We start from the raw sequence: 17,829 nt of genomic DNA on the forward strand, positions 1-17,829 counted from the left end.
CCCTTGAGCTGCATCAACTCGGTATCGAAGACAGACATCAGCCGAACCTCCCCGTTACGTAATCCTCCGTAAGCTTCTCGGAGGGAGCCGTGAAGATCTTGTCGGTCCTGTCGAACTCGATCAGCTCCCCCAGCATCATGAAGCCCGTCCAGTCCGAAATGCGCGCCGCCTGCTGCATGTTGTGCGTCACTATCAGGATCGTCACCTCTTTCTTCAGATGAACGACCAGCTCCTCTATCTTCGACGTCGCAATCGGATCGAGCGCTGACGTCGGCTCGTCGAAAAGAAGGATCTCGGGGTCGGTGGCGAGCGCCCGGGCTATACAGAGCCGCTGCTGCTGGCCTCCCGAAAAGTCGAAGGCCGATTTATCGAGCCTGTCTTTCACCTCGTCCCAGAGCGCCGCATTCTTCAGGGAGCGTTCCACCTTCTCCTCGAGCACGCTCCTCCTGCTGATCCCCCTCACCCTGAGGCCGTAAGCGACATTCTCGAATATCGACTTGGGAAAGGGATTGGGCTTCTGGAAGACCATGCTGATGCGCATGCGGACCTCGATGGGATCTATCGCTGCGGCGATGATGTTGATGTTCTCAGGGTAGAGCATGATCGCGCCTTCGTAGCGGTTGTGCGGGTAGAGGTCGTGCATGCGGTTGAAGCACCGGAGAAAGGTCGTCTTGCCGCAGCCCGACGGGCCTATGAGCGCGGTGACCTTATGCAGGGAAATAGGCATGTTCACCTTTTTCAGTGCATGCACGTCCCCGTAGTAGAAATTAAGCTCTTTGGATTCCGCCTTCAGCGCATCGGTTACCATTTTATCTTTTTCCTCGATCGATACCTGATATAAATTGCAAGGGCGTTCATGAGCAAGGTCATGAGCAGGAGGACGATCCCCGTGGCTGCGGCATTGATATGGAACGCCTGCTGGGGCCTCGATACCCAGTTGAACAGCTGTATCGGCATCACCGTAAAGGGATCGGAGAGCCATTTAAAAGAGAGGAACGGAAAATCCGGGGTCACCGGGGAGCTGGGGAGAAAAGCGATGAAGGTCAGCGCCCCGACGGTGATGATCGGCGCGGTCTCCCCGATCGCCCGCGAGAGCCCGATGATAATTCCCGTGAGAATGCCGCCCACGGAATACGGAATTATATGCCACTGCACCGTCTGCCACTTCGTCGCGCCGAGCGCGTACGATGCCTCCCGTATCGAGTTGGGGATCGCCCGTATCGCCTCCCTCGTCGCGATGATCACCATGGGGAGTACGAGCAGGGCCAGGGCGAGCCCGCCGGTGAGCACGCTCTCGCCGAATTTAAAGAAATAGACGAACAGTCCCAACGCGAGGAGGCCGTACACTATCGACGGAATGCCGGCGAGATTGGATATGTTAATTTCGATAATATCGGTCAGCCAGTTCTTCCGGGCGTACTCTTCGAGGTAGATGCCGGCGGCGATGCCGACCGGTATAGCCGCAAAGGCGGTGACCAGCATGACGAGAAACGTTCCGACCCACGCGGAGAGTATTCCCGCTTCCTCGGGAAAGCGCGACGGAAAGGACGTGAGAAATTTAAGACTCAGCCGGGGCGCTCCGTCGACAAACAGGTCGATGAAGAGGGTGAACAGGAGGACCAGACCTACGAGGGTCGCCAGGGACCCGACACTAAGGAAGACGCGGTCCCAGAACTTGGTATAGGCAATGCGCTTCTTTATTGTCTCTACGTTTCGCAGCTCCTCGTTCATAACCCTCTCTCTCCCTCTTTATTCTTCATGATTTCCTCTCTGGTGCTATCGGCCATTAATATGCCTCCCTGATTCTCTTCCTCAACCAGAACCCTATGATATTGAGGACGAGGGTCATCAGGAAGAGCACCACGCCGGCTGCAAAGATCGTTTTGTACTCGAGCGTGCCGTGGGGGACATCGCCAAGGCTGACCTGAACAATATAGGCGGTAAGGGTCTCGACAGGCTCAAGAGGATTGGCGGTGAAGTTGGGCATCATCCCCGCGGCAATCGCGACAACCATGGTCTCTCCGATGGCCCGGGATATTCCCATTATGAACGCCGCTGCTATGCCCGAGAAGGCGGCCGGTATAATGACCTTGAAGGCCGTCTGGAACTTGGTCGCGCCCATGGCATACGACCCCTCCCGTATCTGCATCGGCACCGCCTTCATCGCGTCCTCGCTGACCGAGCTGACATACGGGATAATCATGATTCCCATAATGATGCCGGGACTCAGTGCGTTGAATCCCGAAAGCTCGGGGATAAGCACCTGGAGAAGGGGCGTCAGGAAGAGGAGCGCAAAATATCCGTATACCACCGTAGGCACCGCTGCGAGGAGCTCGAGCACGGGCTTGACGGTCTCTCGCAGGCGATGAGGGGCATACTCGCTCAGGTAAATCGCCGCGATCAACCCCAGGGGAAGCGCGACCCCGAGCGCGATGGCGGTCGTCAGGAGCGTGCCGGTCACGAGCGGGAGAATCCCGAACTTCGGCTCGGCAAAGAGCGGTGTCCATTGCGTTCCGGTCAGGAACTCCAGAAGGGGGACCTCTCTGAAGAAACCGAACGATTCGTAGGCGAGGACGATGACAATGCTGAGCGTGATAAAGACAGACGAAAGTGCGCTCAGAAACAGGACCGCCTCGATGGCGCGTTCCTTGAGTTTTTTATGGAGATTACTGCTCATGCGTATTGAATAGTCGCTTTCCCTTGATGCTGCTTCTTCTGCCCCATTCATGATCAGGTTCGCTCGCTATCTCTGTTTTCTTCGTTATGGTCGTCCTGAAGAAAGGGGCGTCAAACCTGACGCCCCCTCGTACGCCGCGGCATGACGAAGATGCCGTTTACTTCTTCCCTTCGCGGGCCATGAGCTCCTCGATCTTCACTCCCACCTCGGCCTCACCGCCGAACATGGTGCCGGTCTTGCCTTGGGCGACCCTCTCCTCTGCCAGTTTGTACGCCTTCGGAGGGAGCGGAATGTACTTGACCTGCTTGACGAGCCTCGAAGCGTTCTTCAGGTAAAAATCGACGAACTCCTTCACCTCTGGTTTGGCCATCGCCTTCTTGCTCACATAGATGAAGATCGGCCTCGAAAGGGGCTGGTAGGTGCCGTCCATGACGGTCTTTTCGGACGGGAGGACCGGCCCCTTGCCGCCGTCGACCGGCACGAGCTTCAGTTTATTCCTGTTCTCCTCATAGTAGGCGAGGCCGAAATAGCCGAGGGCACTCTTGTCTCCCGCAATGCCCTGCACCAGCACATTATCGTCCTCGCTCGCGGTGAAGTCGCCGCGGGAGGCCTTCGATTTTCCATTGATCGCCTCGGTGAAATAGTCGAAGGTGCCGGAATCCACGCCGGGGCCGAAGAGCTTGAGCGGCGCATCGGGCCACTCGGGCCGCACCTGGTTCCACTTCATGACGCTCCCCTGGGCAGCAGGCTCCCACATCTTCTTGAGATCGGCGACCGTGAGCGATTTGACCCAGCTGTTCTTCGGATTCACCATGACCGCAAGGCCGTCATACGCGACAGGGAGCTCGATGTACTCGATCCCCTGCTCTCTGCAGACGTCCATCTCCTTCTTGAGAATGGGCCTCGAAGCGTCGGAGATATCGATCTCACCCCTGCAGAACTTCTTGAAGCCGCCGCCGGTGCCGGATATGCCGACGGTGACCTTGACCGCTCCTCTTTTGGCCTTCTGGAACTCCTCTGCCACCGCCTCCGTTATCGGATAGACGGTACTCGACCCGTCGACCTTGACGAGCCTGTCCTCTGCATTTGCAGCGGCAAAGGATACGAGGACCGCCATCATTACCGCAACGCTCAGTATCTTCTTCATCACAACCTCCTGCTCGGATTAGTTTTCCTTAGGGCACACACCAGTACAGGCACGCTCATTACATAATGTTACGCGTATGCTCTCACCTCCCTGTTCCGTCCCTTGCATCACGCGTACTGCGGAACTCCTTTTCTCACTGCCCATTACTCCTATGCAGGCTCCGGAGCCGCAGCACCTTGTGTTCATTAAGCATAGACGAGCGATGTTACGCGCGTATTAACGGAATGTTACATTTGCGCAACATGCGGGGATGAAAAAGAAATGGCGTGCAGGGAGAGTGGAAAAACCGCCCCCTCTCCCTGCACACGGGTCTGATTGAACTCAGTTTCCCGAAGATGAAGGGGAACAGACCACCGGTCTCTTTAAGATCGCCTTGAGCGGAGACACGAGCGTCATACCCGCAGCGTCGGTCATGGCGTGGAAGAGCTGGGTATTGTCGATGATCGTGGTGCAGGGATACCACGCACCCTCATATTCCTTCAGATGACGGGCGCCGTTGCCCTTCGCGTAGACGGTGACCAGCTCGTTGGTATGGCTGCCGGTCCCGTAGCTCACCTCGTCATCCGGATACAGATAGGTCCCGCAGTAAGAGCCCGAGGGGCAGACGTATCCGGCAGGCTTGACAACCTGGGCGGGGAGATCTCCCGGTTCGAGCCGCGCTGCATTATTGAGCCTCATGTAGCTGTTCCCGTGATCCGACGTTACGAGGAGCAGCGTGTTGGACCAGTCGATGTCATCGCCGGGACGCTCGACGAACTGCAGGGCAGCCTTCACCGCCTCGTGCAGGTCCCACGTGGTCCCGATCATCCATGCATAGTCATTCGCATGGTTCGCCCAGTCGATATCACCCTGCTCGATCATCACGAAAAAGCCGTCTTCGTCGCTGCTCAGCACCTCGAGCGCGGCGAGCGTCGCATCCTTCAGGAGAGGGTTCTCGACGGTAGCCCTGTTCACCTGCGGCATGCCGGGCATGTCGGCAGGGACCGGGGGCTCGAAATTACCGCCGCTGCCGCCGAAGAGCCCGAAGAGCTTCTTGTTGAGGCTTTTCGCAGTCTCGGCAGCGATCAGGAGCGAGGCGCCGCCGTCCTTTCCCGCCTCTCTCTCGACAAAAACATACTCGCCGAGAGCGCTGTTCTTCGCATCGTTATAGAGTATCTCGGACAGGTAGCTGGTGCTGAAGCTCCGGTGGCCGCCGCCGATCACGACCTCGGGTCTCACCGTCCTTATGATCTCGTCGGCTATAGCATAGTAGTTGTTGCGGCTCGGGTTATGGCTGACGAAGGCGGCAGGAGTCGCATGGGAGAACGGCACGGTGCTGACCACGCCGATGGCGAATCCCTTTTCCTCTCGCAGCCGTTCGGCAATGGTCTTGAGCGCTCCGTCGGCCGGATCGGTCCTCCTGCCGGTCGCATCGGGCTCGCCCGCTCTCCAGGCGATATTGCCGTCCACGGTCTTGTGGCCGGTAGCGAGCGCCGTGCCGGCCGATGCCGAATCCGTCGCAAACCGCGGGTTCAGGAAATAACCGTCATCGATCCTCGAGCGGTCGAGAGGGAAAGGCCTCTTTCCCCCCCGGTTGGGGTTATAGCCGAGACCCGGCACGAGCGCTGAAGGAGTATAGAGCGATGCTCCCTCGACGTTGGCATACCCGTCGTAAGTGCTCACGTCCCAGGTGGTTGCGTGCCCCCTGTACGGCAGGCGGTGAAACGCAAGGCCGTAGTCAGAGCCGTAGAGATACCTGCTCGTAGCGATCTCGTGCTCGAGCTGCATGCCGTCGCCGATAAAAAGGATGATATGCTTTACCGCGGGCTTTTCTTTCGCGATGCTGTGACCGGCGCCTCCAACAAGGGCGACCACCGCCATGAGCGCCGCGACTGCAGCTGCCATTACATTACGCTTCCTCATCATGTCCTCCTTAATTATTACTGCTTTCGGGGTTGCCAGGCAATCCCCGCCCTCATTGCTCGTCACTGCATCCGCTGCTGGAGAGCATCACCTCCTTTATCAAGACTATGCGTGAACAGCGTGAACTGCGGGTCGATAAGTAAAGATTAGCAGGGCAACATTACCGCGGAATGACAAGGCGGTTACGTCCCGTTTAAAAAAAGGGACACTTCCTGTACTGTCGGCTCCTGCAGTATTCCGCACGCTGGAAAGGGCTCGGCATATACTCGCGCATCCCCGCCCTGCAGGCGCCGGCAGGCGACGTACTGCCCTTCTTCAGATGAGGACAGCGCTCATTCCTCTCCTGATCAGATCGAGCGCATCGTGACCGCTTTTCCGCAACCGCTATCATATGCTTGCCTCCCTGCCCTCCCTGCGTGGAACGCTCGTTAATGAGCGAGAAAGGTCTGCAGATCGCTGCCCGAAGCGATACGGGCGATGTACGCCACGATATCGATGCTCTGGGGGTCGTAGATAATGGTCAGGCTCCCGGTGATGGGATTTGCACGAACCCCCTTTACCCCCGAGGGCGTAGGAATGGTCGAGAGCTTCCGCAGATCCGGCAAGGAGAGCCTCTTGAGCATCGGGATCTCTATCCTGATGCGTCCCGGGACATGATGTACGACCGTATACGCTATCATGCTGACCTCCTTAGAGTCCTCATTATCGAGTTAACCATATCTCCCTTTACCGGACGATGAACTGCACGTGACATTTCGATGAAATCTCTCTCGAAAGTAGGCAAGTAATGGCGAACGCGATAGACAGAAAAGTATAAATATCAGTTAACTAGAGCGATACCGTCGGCATGTTCACCCCCGCAGGGGGTTGTACAGACCGGTACGAGTGATAGGATGTAAGCACCTCAGTAACGATGCGCAGGAGGATATCATGGGACTTTTGGATAACGGATTGAAAGGCAATCTCCTTACCGGGCTCGCCGTCGGCATCGGCGCGGCGGTCGTTGCGCCCGCGGTCATCCCGGTGCTGGCAGGGATAGTAAAGCCGGTTGCCAAGGCTGCGATAAAGGGCGGCATTCTGCTCTATGAGCGGAGCAGGGAGACCGTTGCCGAGGCGGGCGAGATCTTCGAAGATCTGATGGCCGAGGTCAAGGCAGAGATAGAGGAATCGCATCATACCCCTGCCGGGAACGGCTCGGACAGCACTGCCCCGTGATCGACAATGGTACCGCGGGCGACCATCAGCCATGCGAGCCGGGGGAGGCTCCGGATAAAGGTCCCCTCCCGAAAGGGGGATACGGCGTACTTCTCCGCGCTCAAAGAGCACTTCTCTTCCTATCTCGGGATCGCGGAGATAGAGGCGAACCCGCTGACCGGCAGCGTGCTCTTCGTTCATGCGCTCGATGCACGGCGGATCGGCGAGCACGGAGCGCAGGGCAACCTTTTCAGGCTCGAGACGCTGCAGGAGAAGACTGCCGTTCCTCTCTCGGGCAGAGTAGTCTCGCTCTTCAACAAGGCAGACAGCGAGGTCAGGAAGCTTACCGGCAACGAGATCGACACCCCGGCCATCGCCTTCCTGGCGCTGCTGGGTCTCGGCATCTACCAGATCAGCAGGGGGAATTTCGCAGCCCCCGCATGGTACACGGCATTCTGGTATGCCCTGAACATAGTGCTGAAGTCCCTGCCCGGAGACGGCGAGGGAGCAGCATAGCATAGCCGCGGCTTTTGCATTTTTACCGATCCGTCACGAAGGGCGGGCGGGCCGCAGGGAACGTAGTAACGTCAACGAGGAGAAAAGAGGAGGGTATCATGGCGAAAAGCGCACCAAGAAAATCCGGTCCGACAGTCGGGGAGAGCGTCGGCATCATCGGGCACGCAAGGGAAAGGTCAGCCAGCGGCAGCAGGATACCAGAGGGCATCGGCAGGGCCGGGACCGCCGTAAAGGAAGGGATCGTCGGCAGCCTGAAGGGTATCAACGAGATCGAGGCCGAGATCGTGAGCCTCGTCCGCACGACCGTCTCCAATACGCTGCGGGCGACGGGAGAGATCGCCAACGAGGGTGTAGCCATCACCTCCGACGTGGTGAAAGGGGCGATTCAGGCGACTGAGGAGGTGGGCACCGGTCTCATCCTGAGCACCAAGAGCGTGGCAAAAGGGCTCGTCATGGGCGTCAACGACGTGGGCGGCGATGTTACCACCGTCGCCAGCCAGACGGTGAGGAGCGCCGTGAAGGGAGCCGCCGAAATCGGCGCGGACGTAGCCCTCGTAGCCAGAAGGGCCGTGGACGGAGTACTCGAAGCAACGAAAGAGGTGGGCGGCAACGTCGGCGACACCGCTACGGTCGCAGTCGGCAGCGCTATTGAGGCCGCGGGCTCTATAGGCTCTACCGCGGTAAAGGCGGTCAGGGATATGCTGGTGGGAGTCGTCTCCGGCGTCAAGGAGGTTGCCGGCGCCGCGCTCCCCCGTGCCAGGGCGGGAGCCCCCGATATGGAGACCGGGAGATAGGGAGAGCATAGCGCCGTCTGCTCCGGCAGCCGGCAGGACAGTCTATGATGGTTCAGACGCTCCATACCTCGGTTGCAGGAAGGGCCAGGTTCAAGGTCGACGGCCTCTACCGGTCGCAAGCCCTCAAAGGCCGCCTTGAATCCGGCCTTCTGAGCAAGAAGGGTATCTCCGCCGCCTCCGCTAATCCGCTCACCGGCAACCTGCTCGTCATCTTCAATTCCGGCAACTCTCCCGAAACGATAGCCGGTCATATCACGCTGCTCGTCTCGGCGCACGGCAACGGACCGAGAGCGCCGTCGGCGCCGCAGCCCTCTGCCGCCGCTCGTCGCGACCTGTCTCCTGAAGCGGGAGAAGCCGGGAAGCTGCTGTCGAGCAGGAGGAAGCTCCGCACGCTCGTTGTCCACGCAGAGGAGCAGGAGGCCGAGGCGTGGCATACCTTCTCCTCCGGTGAAGTTGTCCGGCGCTTCTCGACCTCGAAGGAGACGGGGCTCTCCCCTGAGGCCGCTTTCGCCCGTCTGAAACGGTACGGCCCGAATGTGCTGCCGGAAGCGGTGCCCCGCTCGGGCCTCTCCATCCTCCTCGGCCAGTTCACTTCTCTGCCCACGGCGCTCCTGGGCGCCGCTGCGGCGCTCTCGGTCGCCACCGGAGGTGTAGCCGATGCGCTGGTCATCGCCGGTGTACTCTCCATCAATGCGACCATCGGCTATCTGACCGAATCGCAGGCCGAAAAAACGATTCACTCTCTGAAGCGGCTCGTCAGGCCCTCGGCCCTGGTGATTCGCGAGAATGCGTACAAAGAGGTCCCTGCCGAAAATATCGTTGCCGGTGATATTCTCGTGCTCAGGCCCGGAAGTTACGTTGCCGCCGACAGCAGGCTGATAGAAGCGAACCACCTCAGCGTCGATGAATCGACGCTCACCGGCGAGAGCCTGCCGGTGATCAAGGCAGCGGAAAGGCTCGGCGATCGCAGCCTCCCCCTCGGCGACAGGGTCAATATGGTGTACAGGGGCACGCTTGTCACCGGAGGCCAGGGCCTGGCAGTGGTGGTCGCCACAGGAAAATTCACCGAGATCGGCCAGATCCAGAGTCTCGTGGGAGAGGCGCGTCCGCCGGAAACTCCTCTGGAAAGACAGCTCGACCGTATGGGCGCCCAACTGGTAATGATCGGCGGCGCTGTCTGCGGTGTCGTCTTCATCATCGGCCTTCTGCGCGGATACGGATTCCTCCAGATGCTCAAGACCTCCATTTCCCTCGCCGTCGCCGCCGTACCCGAAGGACTGCCGACAGTCGCTACGACCACACTCGCGCTGGGCATACGGACTATGCGTCGCCATAACGTCCTGATACGCCATCTTGAGGCGGTCGAGACCCTCGGCTCGGTCCAGACAATCTGTCTCGACAAGACCGGGACGATCACCATGAACAGGATGACCGTCGTCAGGGTGCATACCGGTATGAGGCGTATCGAAGCTGCCGACGGCTCATTCGTCTCGCCGGAAGGCGCGGTCAACCCCTATTCCTCTGAAGAGCTGCTCAGGCTCATCCATGTGGCAGTGCTCTGCAACGAGTCCGAGATAGAGGTGAAGGACTGCGCCGGCGACGAACCGGCAGGAGGCTGTTTCTTCTCGAGCGGTACCGGCTCCTATCTGCTGCGCGGGTCGCCGACCGAAATGGCGCTCATGCATATGGCGCTGAGCGCCGGCGTCGATATCATACAACTGCGAGACAAGCTCCCCCTGGTGAAGGTCACCCATCGCTCCGAGAACCGCAACTACATGACGACCTCGCACCGCTTCCTGAACGGCGGTTCCCTCACCGCCCTGAAGGGGAGTCCCAATGAAGTGCTCGCCCTGTGCCGGTGGCATATACGGGACGGCAAGCGGCTCGAACTGAGCGACGGTGACAGAGAGGCGATCCAGACCGAGAACGAACGCATGGCGGGAGATGCGCTGCGGGTGCTCGGTGTTGCATACTCCTATGCGGAGAATGGCAGCGGCACTCCGGACGATGGCCCCATCTCTATCTGGCTCGGTCTCGTCGGCATGGCGGACCCGACGAGAAAAGGAGTCAGAGCGTTGATGGGCACCTTCCATCGGGCGGGCGTCGAGACCGTCATGATCACGGGCGATCAGAGCCCTACCGCCTATGCCATCGGGAAGGAGCTGGACCTGAGCAATGGCGGGCAGCTCGAGATCCTCGACTCCACGCATCTCAACAATATCGACCCCGAGGTGATGAAGGCCCTCTGCGAGCGGGTCCATGTCTTCGCCCGGGTCAGTCCTGCCCATAAGCTCCAGATCGTACAGGCCCTGCAGCGGGCCGGAAAAGTTGTCGCCATGACGGGAGACGGCATCAATGACGGGCCCGCCCTCAAAGCCGCCGATATCGGCGTAGCCATGGGACATACCGGCACGGATGTGGCCCGCGAAGTGGCCGATGTTGTCCTCGAGGACGACAACCTGGAGACCATGATCATCGCGGTCAGCCAGGGGCGCACTATTTACAACAACATCAGGAAATCGGTCCATTTTCTCCTCTCGACCAATCTCAGTGAGATCATGGTGATGTTCGCCGCCATCGCCGGCGGCATGGGGCAGCCGCTGAATGCGATGCAGCTCCTCTGGATCAATCTCGTTTCCGACATCTTCCCCGGTCTTGCGCTCGCCCTCGAGCCGCCCGAGCCCGATGTGCTCAGCAAGCCGCCGCGCAACCCGAACGAGCCGATCATGAACAACGCCGATCTGAGGAGGATCGTCTTCGAATCGGCCGTCATGAGCGCAAGCTCCCTTGGGGCTTACGGATACGGACTCCTGCGCTACAGCCGCGGTCACCAGGCGGGAACGATGGCCTTCATGAGCCTCACCCTGGCCCAGCTGCTGCATGCCGTGAGCTGCCGCTCCGAGCATCACACCATCTTCGATAAGCGGAAACTGCCGCCGAACCGGATTCTCGACGGCGCACTCGGCCTCTCGCTGGGCCTGCAAGGGCTCACCCTGCTCGTTCCCGGTCTGAGGGGGCTGCTGGGGCTCGCTCCGGTCACCATCATCGACGGCGCGATCATCGGCGGCAGCGCCCTGCTTCCCTTCCTCGTCAATGAATCGACAAAAAAATCAGGATCCGTACACTCCGGGAAAGGCGCCGCACCATGAAAAAGGACTTCATGTTCACCTCCGAATCGGTCACTGAGGGACATCCCGATAAGCTCTGCGATCAGATCAGCGATGCCGTCGTCGACCACTTCCTCCAGCAGGACCCCTATTCGCGCGTCATTGCGGAGTGCGCGGTCTCGACCTCGATCGTCTTTATCGCGGCGCGCTTCTCCTCTGAAGCGAGCATCGACTTCCCGGCCATCGCCCGGCAGGTGATCAACCAGATCGGCTACGATCAGCAGGCATTCAACGGCAAGACCTGCAGCATCCTGACGAGCCTCAAGGAACTGCCCGGCGACGAGCTCTGCTGCTTCGACGAGCTCGACCTGAGCGATGAGGAGATCGAGCGGATCCCCGCGAGAAACCAGGTGACGGTCTTCGGCTTCGCCTGCACCCAGACGCCCGCCTTCATGCCCCTTCCCCTCTGGCTTGCGCACAAGCTCGCCCGGAAACTCACCGCGGCCCGGCTCCAGAAGGTGCTGCCCTACCTCGCCCCCGACGGAAAGACGCAGGTCGGCATCGAGTTCAGGAACCGCAAACCCCACAGGATACACAGCATCACCGTCATCGCCAGCCAGCACCAGGCAGGAGCGCCGGACAGAAAACACCTTGCCGAGGATATCAGGGAGGCGATCATCGAGAGCGTTTTTCACGACGAGCCCGTAAAGCCCGATGCCGGCACCCTGATCTTCATCAACCCTGACGGTCCCTTCATCACCGGAGGACCTGCGGTACACTCGGGACTGACGGGGAGGAAGAACGCCATCGATACCTACGGGGAGTATGCCCGCCAGAGCGGCGCTGCCCTGAGCGGCAAGGACCCGCTCCGCATCGACCGCATCGGCGCCTACGCTGCACGGTATGCAGCAAAGAATGTCGTTGCCGCGGGTCTCGCCGAGGAGTGCGAGGTGCAGCTCAGCTATTCCATAGGCATCGCCCGGCCGGTAAGCATACAGGTCGAGACGTTCGGCACCGGCGCCGTTGCCGAGGAGCAGATCGCCGATGCCCTGGAGCGCCATTTCGATTTCCGGCTTGCGGGTATCGTGAGGCAGTTCAACCTTCGCCGCCTGCCCTCCCGCATCAAGGGAGGATTCTATAGAAAGCTCGCCGCTTACGGACATATGGGGAGGATGGATGTCGGCCTGCCGTGGGAGAAGATCGATAAGGCACGGATCCTCTCGAATGGATAAGGGCATCCGGCAAACACAGCCGTATCCTTAACCGAAATGTCATTCCCTTGTAAAACCCCTGCAACGCGCCTCCGGTAAAGTACCTCAACGTGAGTAACGGACCGCCGGTTCCCCGGCGCCGGTGCTGTCACCACGAAAAAAATTACAGGAGGTACTCGGTATGTACGCTGCACAGCAATCCTGCATACTCCTCAGTCATGATCGTTTCATCGTCAAAATAGCCGAACACTACGAAGAGTTTGAGAAAGCCCTCAGGTTGAGGTTCACGGTATTCAACAAGGAGATGGGATGCGGCCTCGACGCCTCCTATGCGACCGGCCTGGATTACGACCCGTATGACGACTTCTGCGATCACCTGATCGTCGTTGATAGCCGCACGGATGAGGTCGTGGGGACGTACCGGCTCATGCTGGGCTTCGTCGCCGAGCACAACAGGGGCTTCTACTCGGCAAGTGAGTTCGATATCTCTTCGATCGTGAAACTTCCGGGAGAAAAGCTCGAGCTCGGCAGGTCCTGCGTGCACCGCGACTATCGCCAGGCGAGTGTGATCAGCCTTCTCTGGGCCGGTATTGCGCGCTATGTGGAGCTGTATAAGGTGCATTATCTCTTCGGCTGCGCCAGTCTCCACACCAGCGACCCCCGCGAGGTGAGCATGATCTACTCGTACCTGCACGTCTTCCATCGGGCAGACGCTGCATACACCGTGTATCCCTATCAGGCGCTGCGCGGAGTGCAGCTGACTGCAGTCCCCGATCTCCGGGAAATCTGCAAGAAACTTCCTCCCCTGGTGAAGGGATACCTGCGCCTGGGAGCGCGGCTCTGCGGCACGCCCGCCCGCGATCCGCACTTCGGGACAACGGACCTCTTTGTCCTCCTCGAGACGGAACGCCTCGTGCAGCGATACAGGCGCCGCTATTTCCCTGAAGCTGCCGGGGGCCTGTGCCCGGCTTCCTGAGGGCGGTCCGCGTCCTCTTCCTTCTCATTATCACTCTCCTCTCCCTGTTCTGGGGAGCCCTGCTGGCATGCAGCGTCACTCTCGGCGAGCGGCGCTCCCTCGCTCCCCATCTTTGGCATCTCCTCTCCATCAGGACCATCTCGGTTCGGGGCCATTGCAGCCCGCCCCTTTCCGGAGCCGCTCCTGACAGAAAAACCCTGACCAGCCTTGCGCACCAGCATGTGGTATCGGGCCTCTCTTCGCTCCAGCGGGAAGTCACCTGATCCTGCCGATCAGCGTCGAGTGATCGTTCGATACACTAAGGAATGGCTGAAAAAAAGCCCGTCCGGGGACGGGCGGATGTGTTCGGGGGTGGGGTGGAGAGCGACTTTGGCTCTAAATCAGATACGTCAGCAACGACAAGGCGGAGCCTTCGAAGGTCTTCTCGACAACCGAGCCGAAGACCACCCTGGTCACCAGGTTGCCTGCCCTGGTGACGGCGCTATGGATATACTGGTCGTTCGTCGCGGCTTTGGCGCTGTCGAAGTAGCCCTTGCGCTGGAGGAGCCCGATGATCTCCTGGTGCTGCACCGCCTTGGGATTGTAGTTGATAAGCAGGCTGCCGGTGGTGGGGTTGACATCAACCGTTCCTATGCCGCTTATGGTGCTCAGGGCCTTTTTCAGCTCATCAATTACGTTCCTGTTCCTTTTGAACGCCGGGCTCTTCAGGCGAAGCCTTCCGGGAACGTTATGAATGTAGTAGTCCGTCATCCTCTCCCTCCATCGTGGTTTTTTTAAAGGTCTTGCACAGGGGATAGTCCGAACACCTGAACCGGAACACCTTTCCCTCCCTCTTATAGAGATGCATACGCTTTCCGCACCGGGGGCATTCGGGTTTGCACTTCACTTCGTGCCGTGCGGCGTCCTGGGTAAACTGCCTTCCGCAGAGAAGGCAGAGGAACCGCTGCTTCCCTTGTCCTGTTCTGCCGTACCGGTAGAGGGCGTCCAGGTCGCACTCCGGGCACTTCACTCCTGCTCCCTCGTCATTGACCGCCACCCTGCTCATTACGTCCTTTTCCTTTATACCGCCCATATCTTCTGCCGACGTATTCACCATGCCCTCTACGCTTCCAGAACGGCATCTGCAGGCAGTGCAGTGAAGGCCAGCGCTCTGAGCCCTGATACGTAATGGACGCAGGATTCATAGTGCCTGCTCATGCAGGTAGTGATGGTCACCTCTTCCATGGTCTTTATGAGACCTTGGGTAACCAGGCATTGTGCGCCCTCCGAAGTTCCCTTGAGGTTGGGACAGGGCAGGATAAACCGTATATGCATTACCTTCTCCCTTTTTAGTAAATAGTAACATCGCTCCCGTTACGGAATGATGACGGGACGGTTAAATTCTTGTAATAGAGGCGCCATACGAATAGCGCGCACCGCTTCACCTGCTCCTCAGGAGCTTGGCGAGCAGCAGAGGACAGTTGTCGTAATCCTCGGCAGCGCAGTAATGCCTCTTTCGGTGGCGGTCCACTACCAGCTGCGAGAGCGATACGGTGCAGACATCATCCTGCATCCTGTAATAAGGACAGGAGTACCCGTGCATCCAGCCCCTTCCGGCGCCGCATTCTCTTATCTCTTTTGTAATCATTTTCCTTCTCCCTGTTCGTTTATCTTAACCTTACCACGCCTCTGTTACAGGGCCATGTCAGTACCGTTAATTTCTTGTATCATTGCCAGTGCCGGATAATGAGGAGTATGCCGCCGATGAGAATCATGAAAAGAGCGAGGTCTTCATAGAGTTCCTGGAATGGCTTATTCATGCGAAAGCTTCTCCTTTGCCTTATCGGGTGAATAGATGATGGCGAGCGTCCTGAGTATCCCCAGCACGAGAATGAGCGCTGCCAAAGCGACCACCTCCCGTACTCCCATTGCGTGCCGGTATACGGCGATCATGACCTCGCGCAAAAAGAAAACGAGGGCTGCATCGATGATGAAGGTTATCTTGAGACGGTGCACCTCGAAATACTCGATTATGCTCCTGAGCAGCTCGATGACAACGAACATCGAGAGGAGATTGGTCACCATGAGGTCGAACCCTGCATGCACGGTCGGGCTGCCGAACACCGCCCGCAGATCGAAGAAGAGTCGCGCCACCCCGATCATGAGCGCGAGAATAACAAAGGGGATCAGCAGCTTGATTACCATGTCGACGGCTTTTTTGAACAGGCGCATGAGTGCAGTATAGCGTCGCGATGTTACAGGAGCATTAAGGGCGCATGATATTTCTGCTTTGCTTCGGTCCGCCGGCAGGCAGACGCAGCGGAGGGGGAGGACGCGCCTCCGGGAAGCGTACGGCGGCTTATGCCAGCCTCCCCTTTATCACATCGACAATGCGGTACCGCAGGGACCAGAAGCCGGTCTCGGGACAGGGGAAGAGTGCGGAATTCCTGCCGATGCGATACCGGTTGCCCCGCCACACCACCGTCGTGCTCACCAGCGGCACAAACCAGAGCAGCCCGATAAGAATATCCTTGACGGGAGACAGCATATACAGGAGCGGGCTCGCCAGCTCCGTTCCCGTTCTTCTCGCCAGCGTGAAATCGCCGAGGATCTTGACCAGCGAGATGAAGAGTGCAACGGAGATGGTCACCCTGGACTGCTCCCACAGGAGCGGCAGGACCGAGAGGAATACGGGATTGCCGAGGAGCTCGACGAGGTATTTCGGTCCCCCGATCTTCCAGCGCAGCTTTCCCCATCGCGTGTGGCGGTTGAAAAAACGCTGTACGCTCCAATACTCATTGATGTTGTTGATGATGTGCTTCGAGAGCACCACGCGTCTGCCGCTCTTGTGCATGCGTTCACCGATGATATAGTCCTCGGCCAGGATGTCCTTGACCGCCCTGAGCCCGCCGATCGCTTCGAGGTCGCGCTTCCTCATGAGCATCGATTTGCCGATGACGCACGGCATCTTGAGGAACCTGTCGAGAAAGCAGACACTCCCCATAATGAATGAATTGAGGTGCAGATTCTCGAAGACCGCACCCAGCGTGCGTCCCCCCGCTCCCCGTATCACATTGCTCACCAGGCCGACCTGCGGATCCCTCAGGGGGCTGACGACCGCCTTCAAGTAGTCTTCCTCGACCATGACGTTGCTGTCGCTTATGAGCACATATTCGTACCGGGCGGCCCTGTATGCCGCAACCAGGTTATTTACCTTGGGGTTGAGCCCGATCGGCGTCTCCTCGACGATGATCGTGATGTCTTTGCCGGGATTGCGCTCCCTCACCTTCCGGGCAACCTTGTAGGCCGGGTCATTGTGATTCTGGAGCGTGAAGATGATCTCGTACTCGGGGTAATCGAGAGCACAGAAGCTCAGGAGATTGTCGAGCAGGTTGTCGTCAAGCCCCTTTAGAGGCTTCAGTATCGAGATCGGGGGGGAAAAGGGGGAGAGGGAGTTATCCTCCCCCGCGTCACGGGGAGCAGAGAGAGACGAACGTACGGCAAGGAGCTGAAAGCCGTATAACACCAGGCCGAAGACTGCAGCGGCAAAAAAGATCCAGTAGGTCTCCATTATCCCTCCTTTTACTGTCTGAAAAGGGTTATCGCAACGCCTTTGTTATGCCGTATGCACTGCTTTATCGATGCACTGTTCTTGTCGCAGTTGAGCAGCGTCTTCCACGAGTAGAGATGCCGCACCTTGTGGAAATCGCTGTTCGCTATATAAGGATATTTCTTCAGGCTGACGACGTTGAACACATCGTCCCTGTTGGCGACCTCCCAGGCATCGATGTACCGGGCGTATTTGTCCCGGTTGTTCCAGAGGAAAAGTGTATCCCTGCTCAGGTCCGACATATGGTGCGGATGACACGCCACCGTAAGAGCGCCCTGCTGTTTCGCTTCCAGAAAGATATGCTCGTAACTCATGCAGGCAGGAATGAACTCCTTGATATCGAGGAGCAGGATATGTGCCGATTTCTCCGCCGTCAAATAGTTCTTGCTTATTTCGACCCCCGGAATGACGAGCATCTCGTATTTATCCCAGGCTCGTGCCGCCGCCCTGTCGATATGTTCCTTATAGCGATCGAAATTGTCGGCACGCACGGAGAGATTGAAGCGGCGTGCGAATTTGCCCAGAGAGTTGTCGCCGTTCACCACATGGTCGGTTATTGCGATAACGTCGAATCCTGCCTGCCCATAGAGATCGATCACCGTATCCAGCGCCACCGAACCGTCGGAATACTTGGTATGGATATGAAAATCACACAGCAGCATTACCTAAAGAATACGACGGGTACGGTTACCGCAGTATTAAGGGAGCATTACATT

General features: G+C 58.7%; 20 protein-coding genes. 7 read left to right on the forward strand and 13 right to left on the reverse strand.

The genetic code is table 11. From position 1 onward, the window contains the following. Positions 1–37: 37 nt before the first annotated feature. The 6 genes from pstB to AB1805_03875 form a co-directional block, all read right to left on the reverse strand. Positions 38–808, reverse strand: a complete 771-nt coding sequence (gene pstB / locus AB1805_03850) for a phosphate ABC transporter ATP-binding protein PstB (protein ID MEW5744560.1) — start codon at positions 806–808, stop codon at positions 38–40. Next, positions 802–1,731 carry a phosphate ABC transporter permease PstA gene (gene pstA, locus AB1805_03855; GenBank protein MEW5744561.1) on the reverse strand — a complete coding sequence of 310 codons (930 nt, stop codon included), beginning with the start codon at positions 1,729–1,731 and terminating at the stop codon, positions 802–804. Before pstA ends, pstB begins: the two co-directional genes overlap by 7 nt. 55 nt (positions 1,732–1,786) lie before the next feature. Next, complete coding sequence (gene pstC / locus AB1805_03860; protein MEW5744562.1) at positions 1,787–2,677, reverse strand: phosphate ABC transporter permease subunit PstC; 891 nt, start codon at positions 2,675–2,677, stop codon at positions 1,787–1,789. Positions 2,678–2,834: 157 nt separating this feature from the next. Further along, on the reverse strand, positions 2,835–3,824 hold the full coding sequence (locus tag AB1805_03865; protein ID MEW5744563.1) for a PstS family phosphate ABC transporter substrate-binding protein: 990 nt from the start codon (positions 3,822–3,824) through the stop codon (positions 2,835–2,837). Positions 3,825–4,145: 321 nt separating this feature from the next. Beyond that, the gene (locus AB1805_03870; GenBank protein MEW5744564.1) at positions 4,146–5,729 is read right to left on the reverse strand and encodes an alkaline phosphatase; all 1,584 of its coding nucleotides are present in this window, start codon (positions 5,727–5,729) and stop codon (positions 4,146–4,148) included. Between the two features lie 425 nt (positions 5,730–6,154). Next, on the reverse strand, positions 6,155–6,406 hold the full coding sequence (locus AB1805_03875) for an HMA2 domain-containing protein (protein ID MEW5744565.1): 252 nt from the start codon (positions 6,404–6,406) through the stop codon (positions 6,155–6,157). A 250-nt stretch (positions 6,407–6,656) separates the two neighbouring features. On the opposite strand from AB1805_03875, the gene AB1805_03880 reads away from it, so the two are divergent. The 7 genes from AB1805_03880 to AB1805_03910 all read left to right on the forward strand — a co-directional run bounded on the left by AB1805_03880 (position 6,657) and on the right by AB1805_03910 (position 13,787). Continuing rightward, the gene (locus AB1805_03880) at positions 6,657–6,941 is read left to right on the forward strand and encodes a DUF5132 domain-containing protein (GenBank protein MEW5744566.1); all 285 of its coding nucleotides are present in this window, start codon (positions 6,657–6,659) and stop codon (positions 6,939–6,941) included. Positions 6,942–6,947: 6 nt separating this feature from the next. Continuing rightward, positions 6,948–7,436, forward strand: a complete 489-nt coding sequence (locus AB1805_03885; protein MEW5744567.1) for an HMA2 domain-containing protein — start codon at positions 6,948–6,950, stop codon at positions 7,434–7,436. 98 nt (positions 7,437–7,534) lie between these two features. Beyond that, the gene (locus tag AB1805_03890; protein MEW5744568.1) at positions 7,535–8,230 is read left to right on the forward strand and encodes a hypothetical protein; all 696 of its coding nucleotides are present in this window, start codon (positions 7,535–7,537) and stop codon (positions 8,228–8,230) included. A 47-nt stretch (positions 8,231–8,277) separates the two neighbouring features. Continuing rightward, positions 8,278–11,379, forward strand: coding sequence for a cation-transporting P-type ATPase (locus AB1805_03895; GenBank protein MEW5744569.1), 3,102 nt, complete (start codon positions 8,278–8,280; stop codon positions 11,377–11,379). Next, positions 11,376–12,569 (forward strand): methionine adenosyltransferase, encoded by a 1,194-nt coding sequence (gene metK, locus AB1805_03900; protein MEW5744570.1) that lies wholly within the window; start codon positions 11,376–11,378, stop codon positions 12,567–12,569. Before AB1805_03895 ends, metK begins: the two co-directional genes overlap by 4 nt. 160 nt (positions 12,570–12,729) lie before the next feature. Continuing rightward, positions 12,730–13,524 (forward strand): GNAT family N-acyltransferase, encoded by a 795-nt coding sequence (locus AB1805_03905; GenBank protein ID MEW5744571.1) that lies wholly within the window; start codon positions 12,730–12,732, stop codon positions 13,522–13,524. After that, entirely contained in the window at positions 13,509–13,787 is a 279-nt protein-coding gene (locus AB1805_03910) for a hypothetical protein (GenBank protein ID MEW5744572.1), read from the forward strand. Before AB1805_03905 ends, AB1805_03910 begins: the two co-directional genes overlap by 16 nt. A 112-nt stretch (positions 13,788–13,899) precedes the next feature. On the opposite strand, the gene AB1805_03915 is transcribed toward AB1805_03910, so the two are convergent. The 7 genes from AB1805_03915 to AB1805_03945 all read right to left on the reverse strand — a co-directional run bounded on the left by AB1805_03915 (position 13,900) and on the right by AB1805_03945 (position 17,775). Then, positions 13,900–14,274, reverse strand: a complete 375-nt coding sequence (locus AB1805_03915) for an HMA2 domain-containing protein (GenBank protein ID MEW5744573.1) — start codon at positions 14,272–14,274, stop codon at positions 13,900–13,902. Continuing rightward, positions 14,252–14,620: an IS1 family transposase gene (locus AB1805_03920; GenBank protein MEW5744574.1), complete on the reverse strand. Its 369-nt coding sequence runs from the start codon at positions 14,618–14,620 to the stop codon at positions 14,252–14,254. Before AB1805_03920 ends, AB1805_03915 begins: the two co-directional genes overlap by 23 nt. A gap of 5 nt (positions 14,621–14,625) precedes the next feature. Continuing rightward, positions 14,626–14,838, reverse strand: coding sequence for a hypothetical protein (locus AB1805_03925; GenBank protein ID MEW5744575.1), 213 nt, complete (start codon positions 14,836–14,838; stop codon positions 14,626–14,628). Positions 14,839–14,944: 106 nt separating this feature from the next. After that, complete coding sequence (locus AB1805_03930; protein MEW5744576.1) at positions 14,945–15,151, reverse strand: hypothetical protein; 207 nt, start codon at positions 15,149–15,151, stop codon at positions 14,945–14,947. Positions 15,152–15,315: 164 nt separating this feature from the next. Beyond that, positions 15,316–15,708: a phosphate-starvation-inducible PsiE family protein gene (locus AB1805_03935; GenBank protein MEW5744577.1), complete on the reverse strand. Its 393-nt coding sequence runs from the start codon at positions 15,706–15,708 to the stop codon at positions 15,316–15,318. Between the two features lie 154 nt (positions 15,709–15,862). Beyond that, on the reverse strand, positions 15,863–17,074 hold the full coding sequence (locus AB1805_03940; GenBank protein ID MEW5744578.1) for a ceramide glucosyltransferase: 1,212 nt from the start codon (positions 17,072–17,074) through the stop codon (positions 15,863–15,865). A gap of 11 nt (positions 17,075–17,085) precedes the next feature. Further along, positions 17,086–17,775 (reverse strand): PHP domain-containing protein, encoded by a 690-nt coding sequence (locus tag AB1805_03945; protein ID MEW5744579.1) that lies wholly within the window; start codon positions 17,773–17,775, stop codon positions 17,086–17,088. Positions 17,776–17,829 lie beyond the last annotated feature (54 nt).

This window comes from Nitrospirota bacterium, from assembly GCA_040752355.1.
Classification (GTDB): Bacteria; Nitrospirota; Thermodesulfovibrionia; order Thermodesulfovibrionales; family Dissulfurispiraceae; genus JBFMCP01.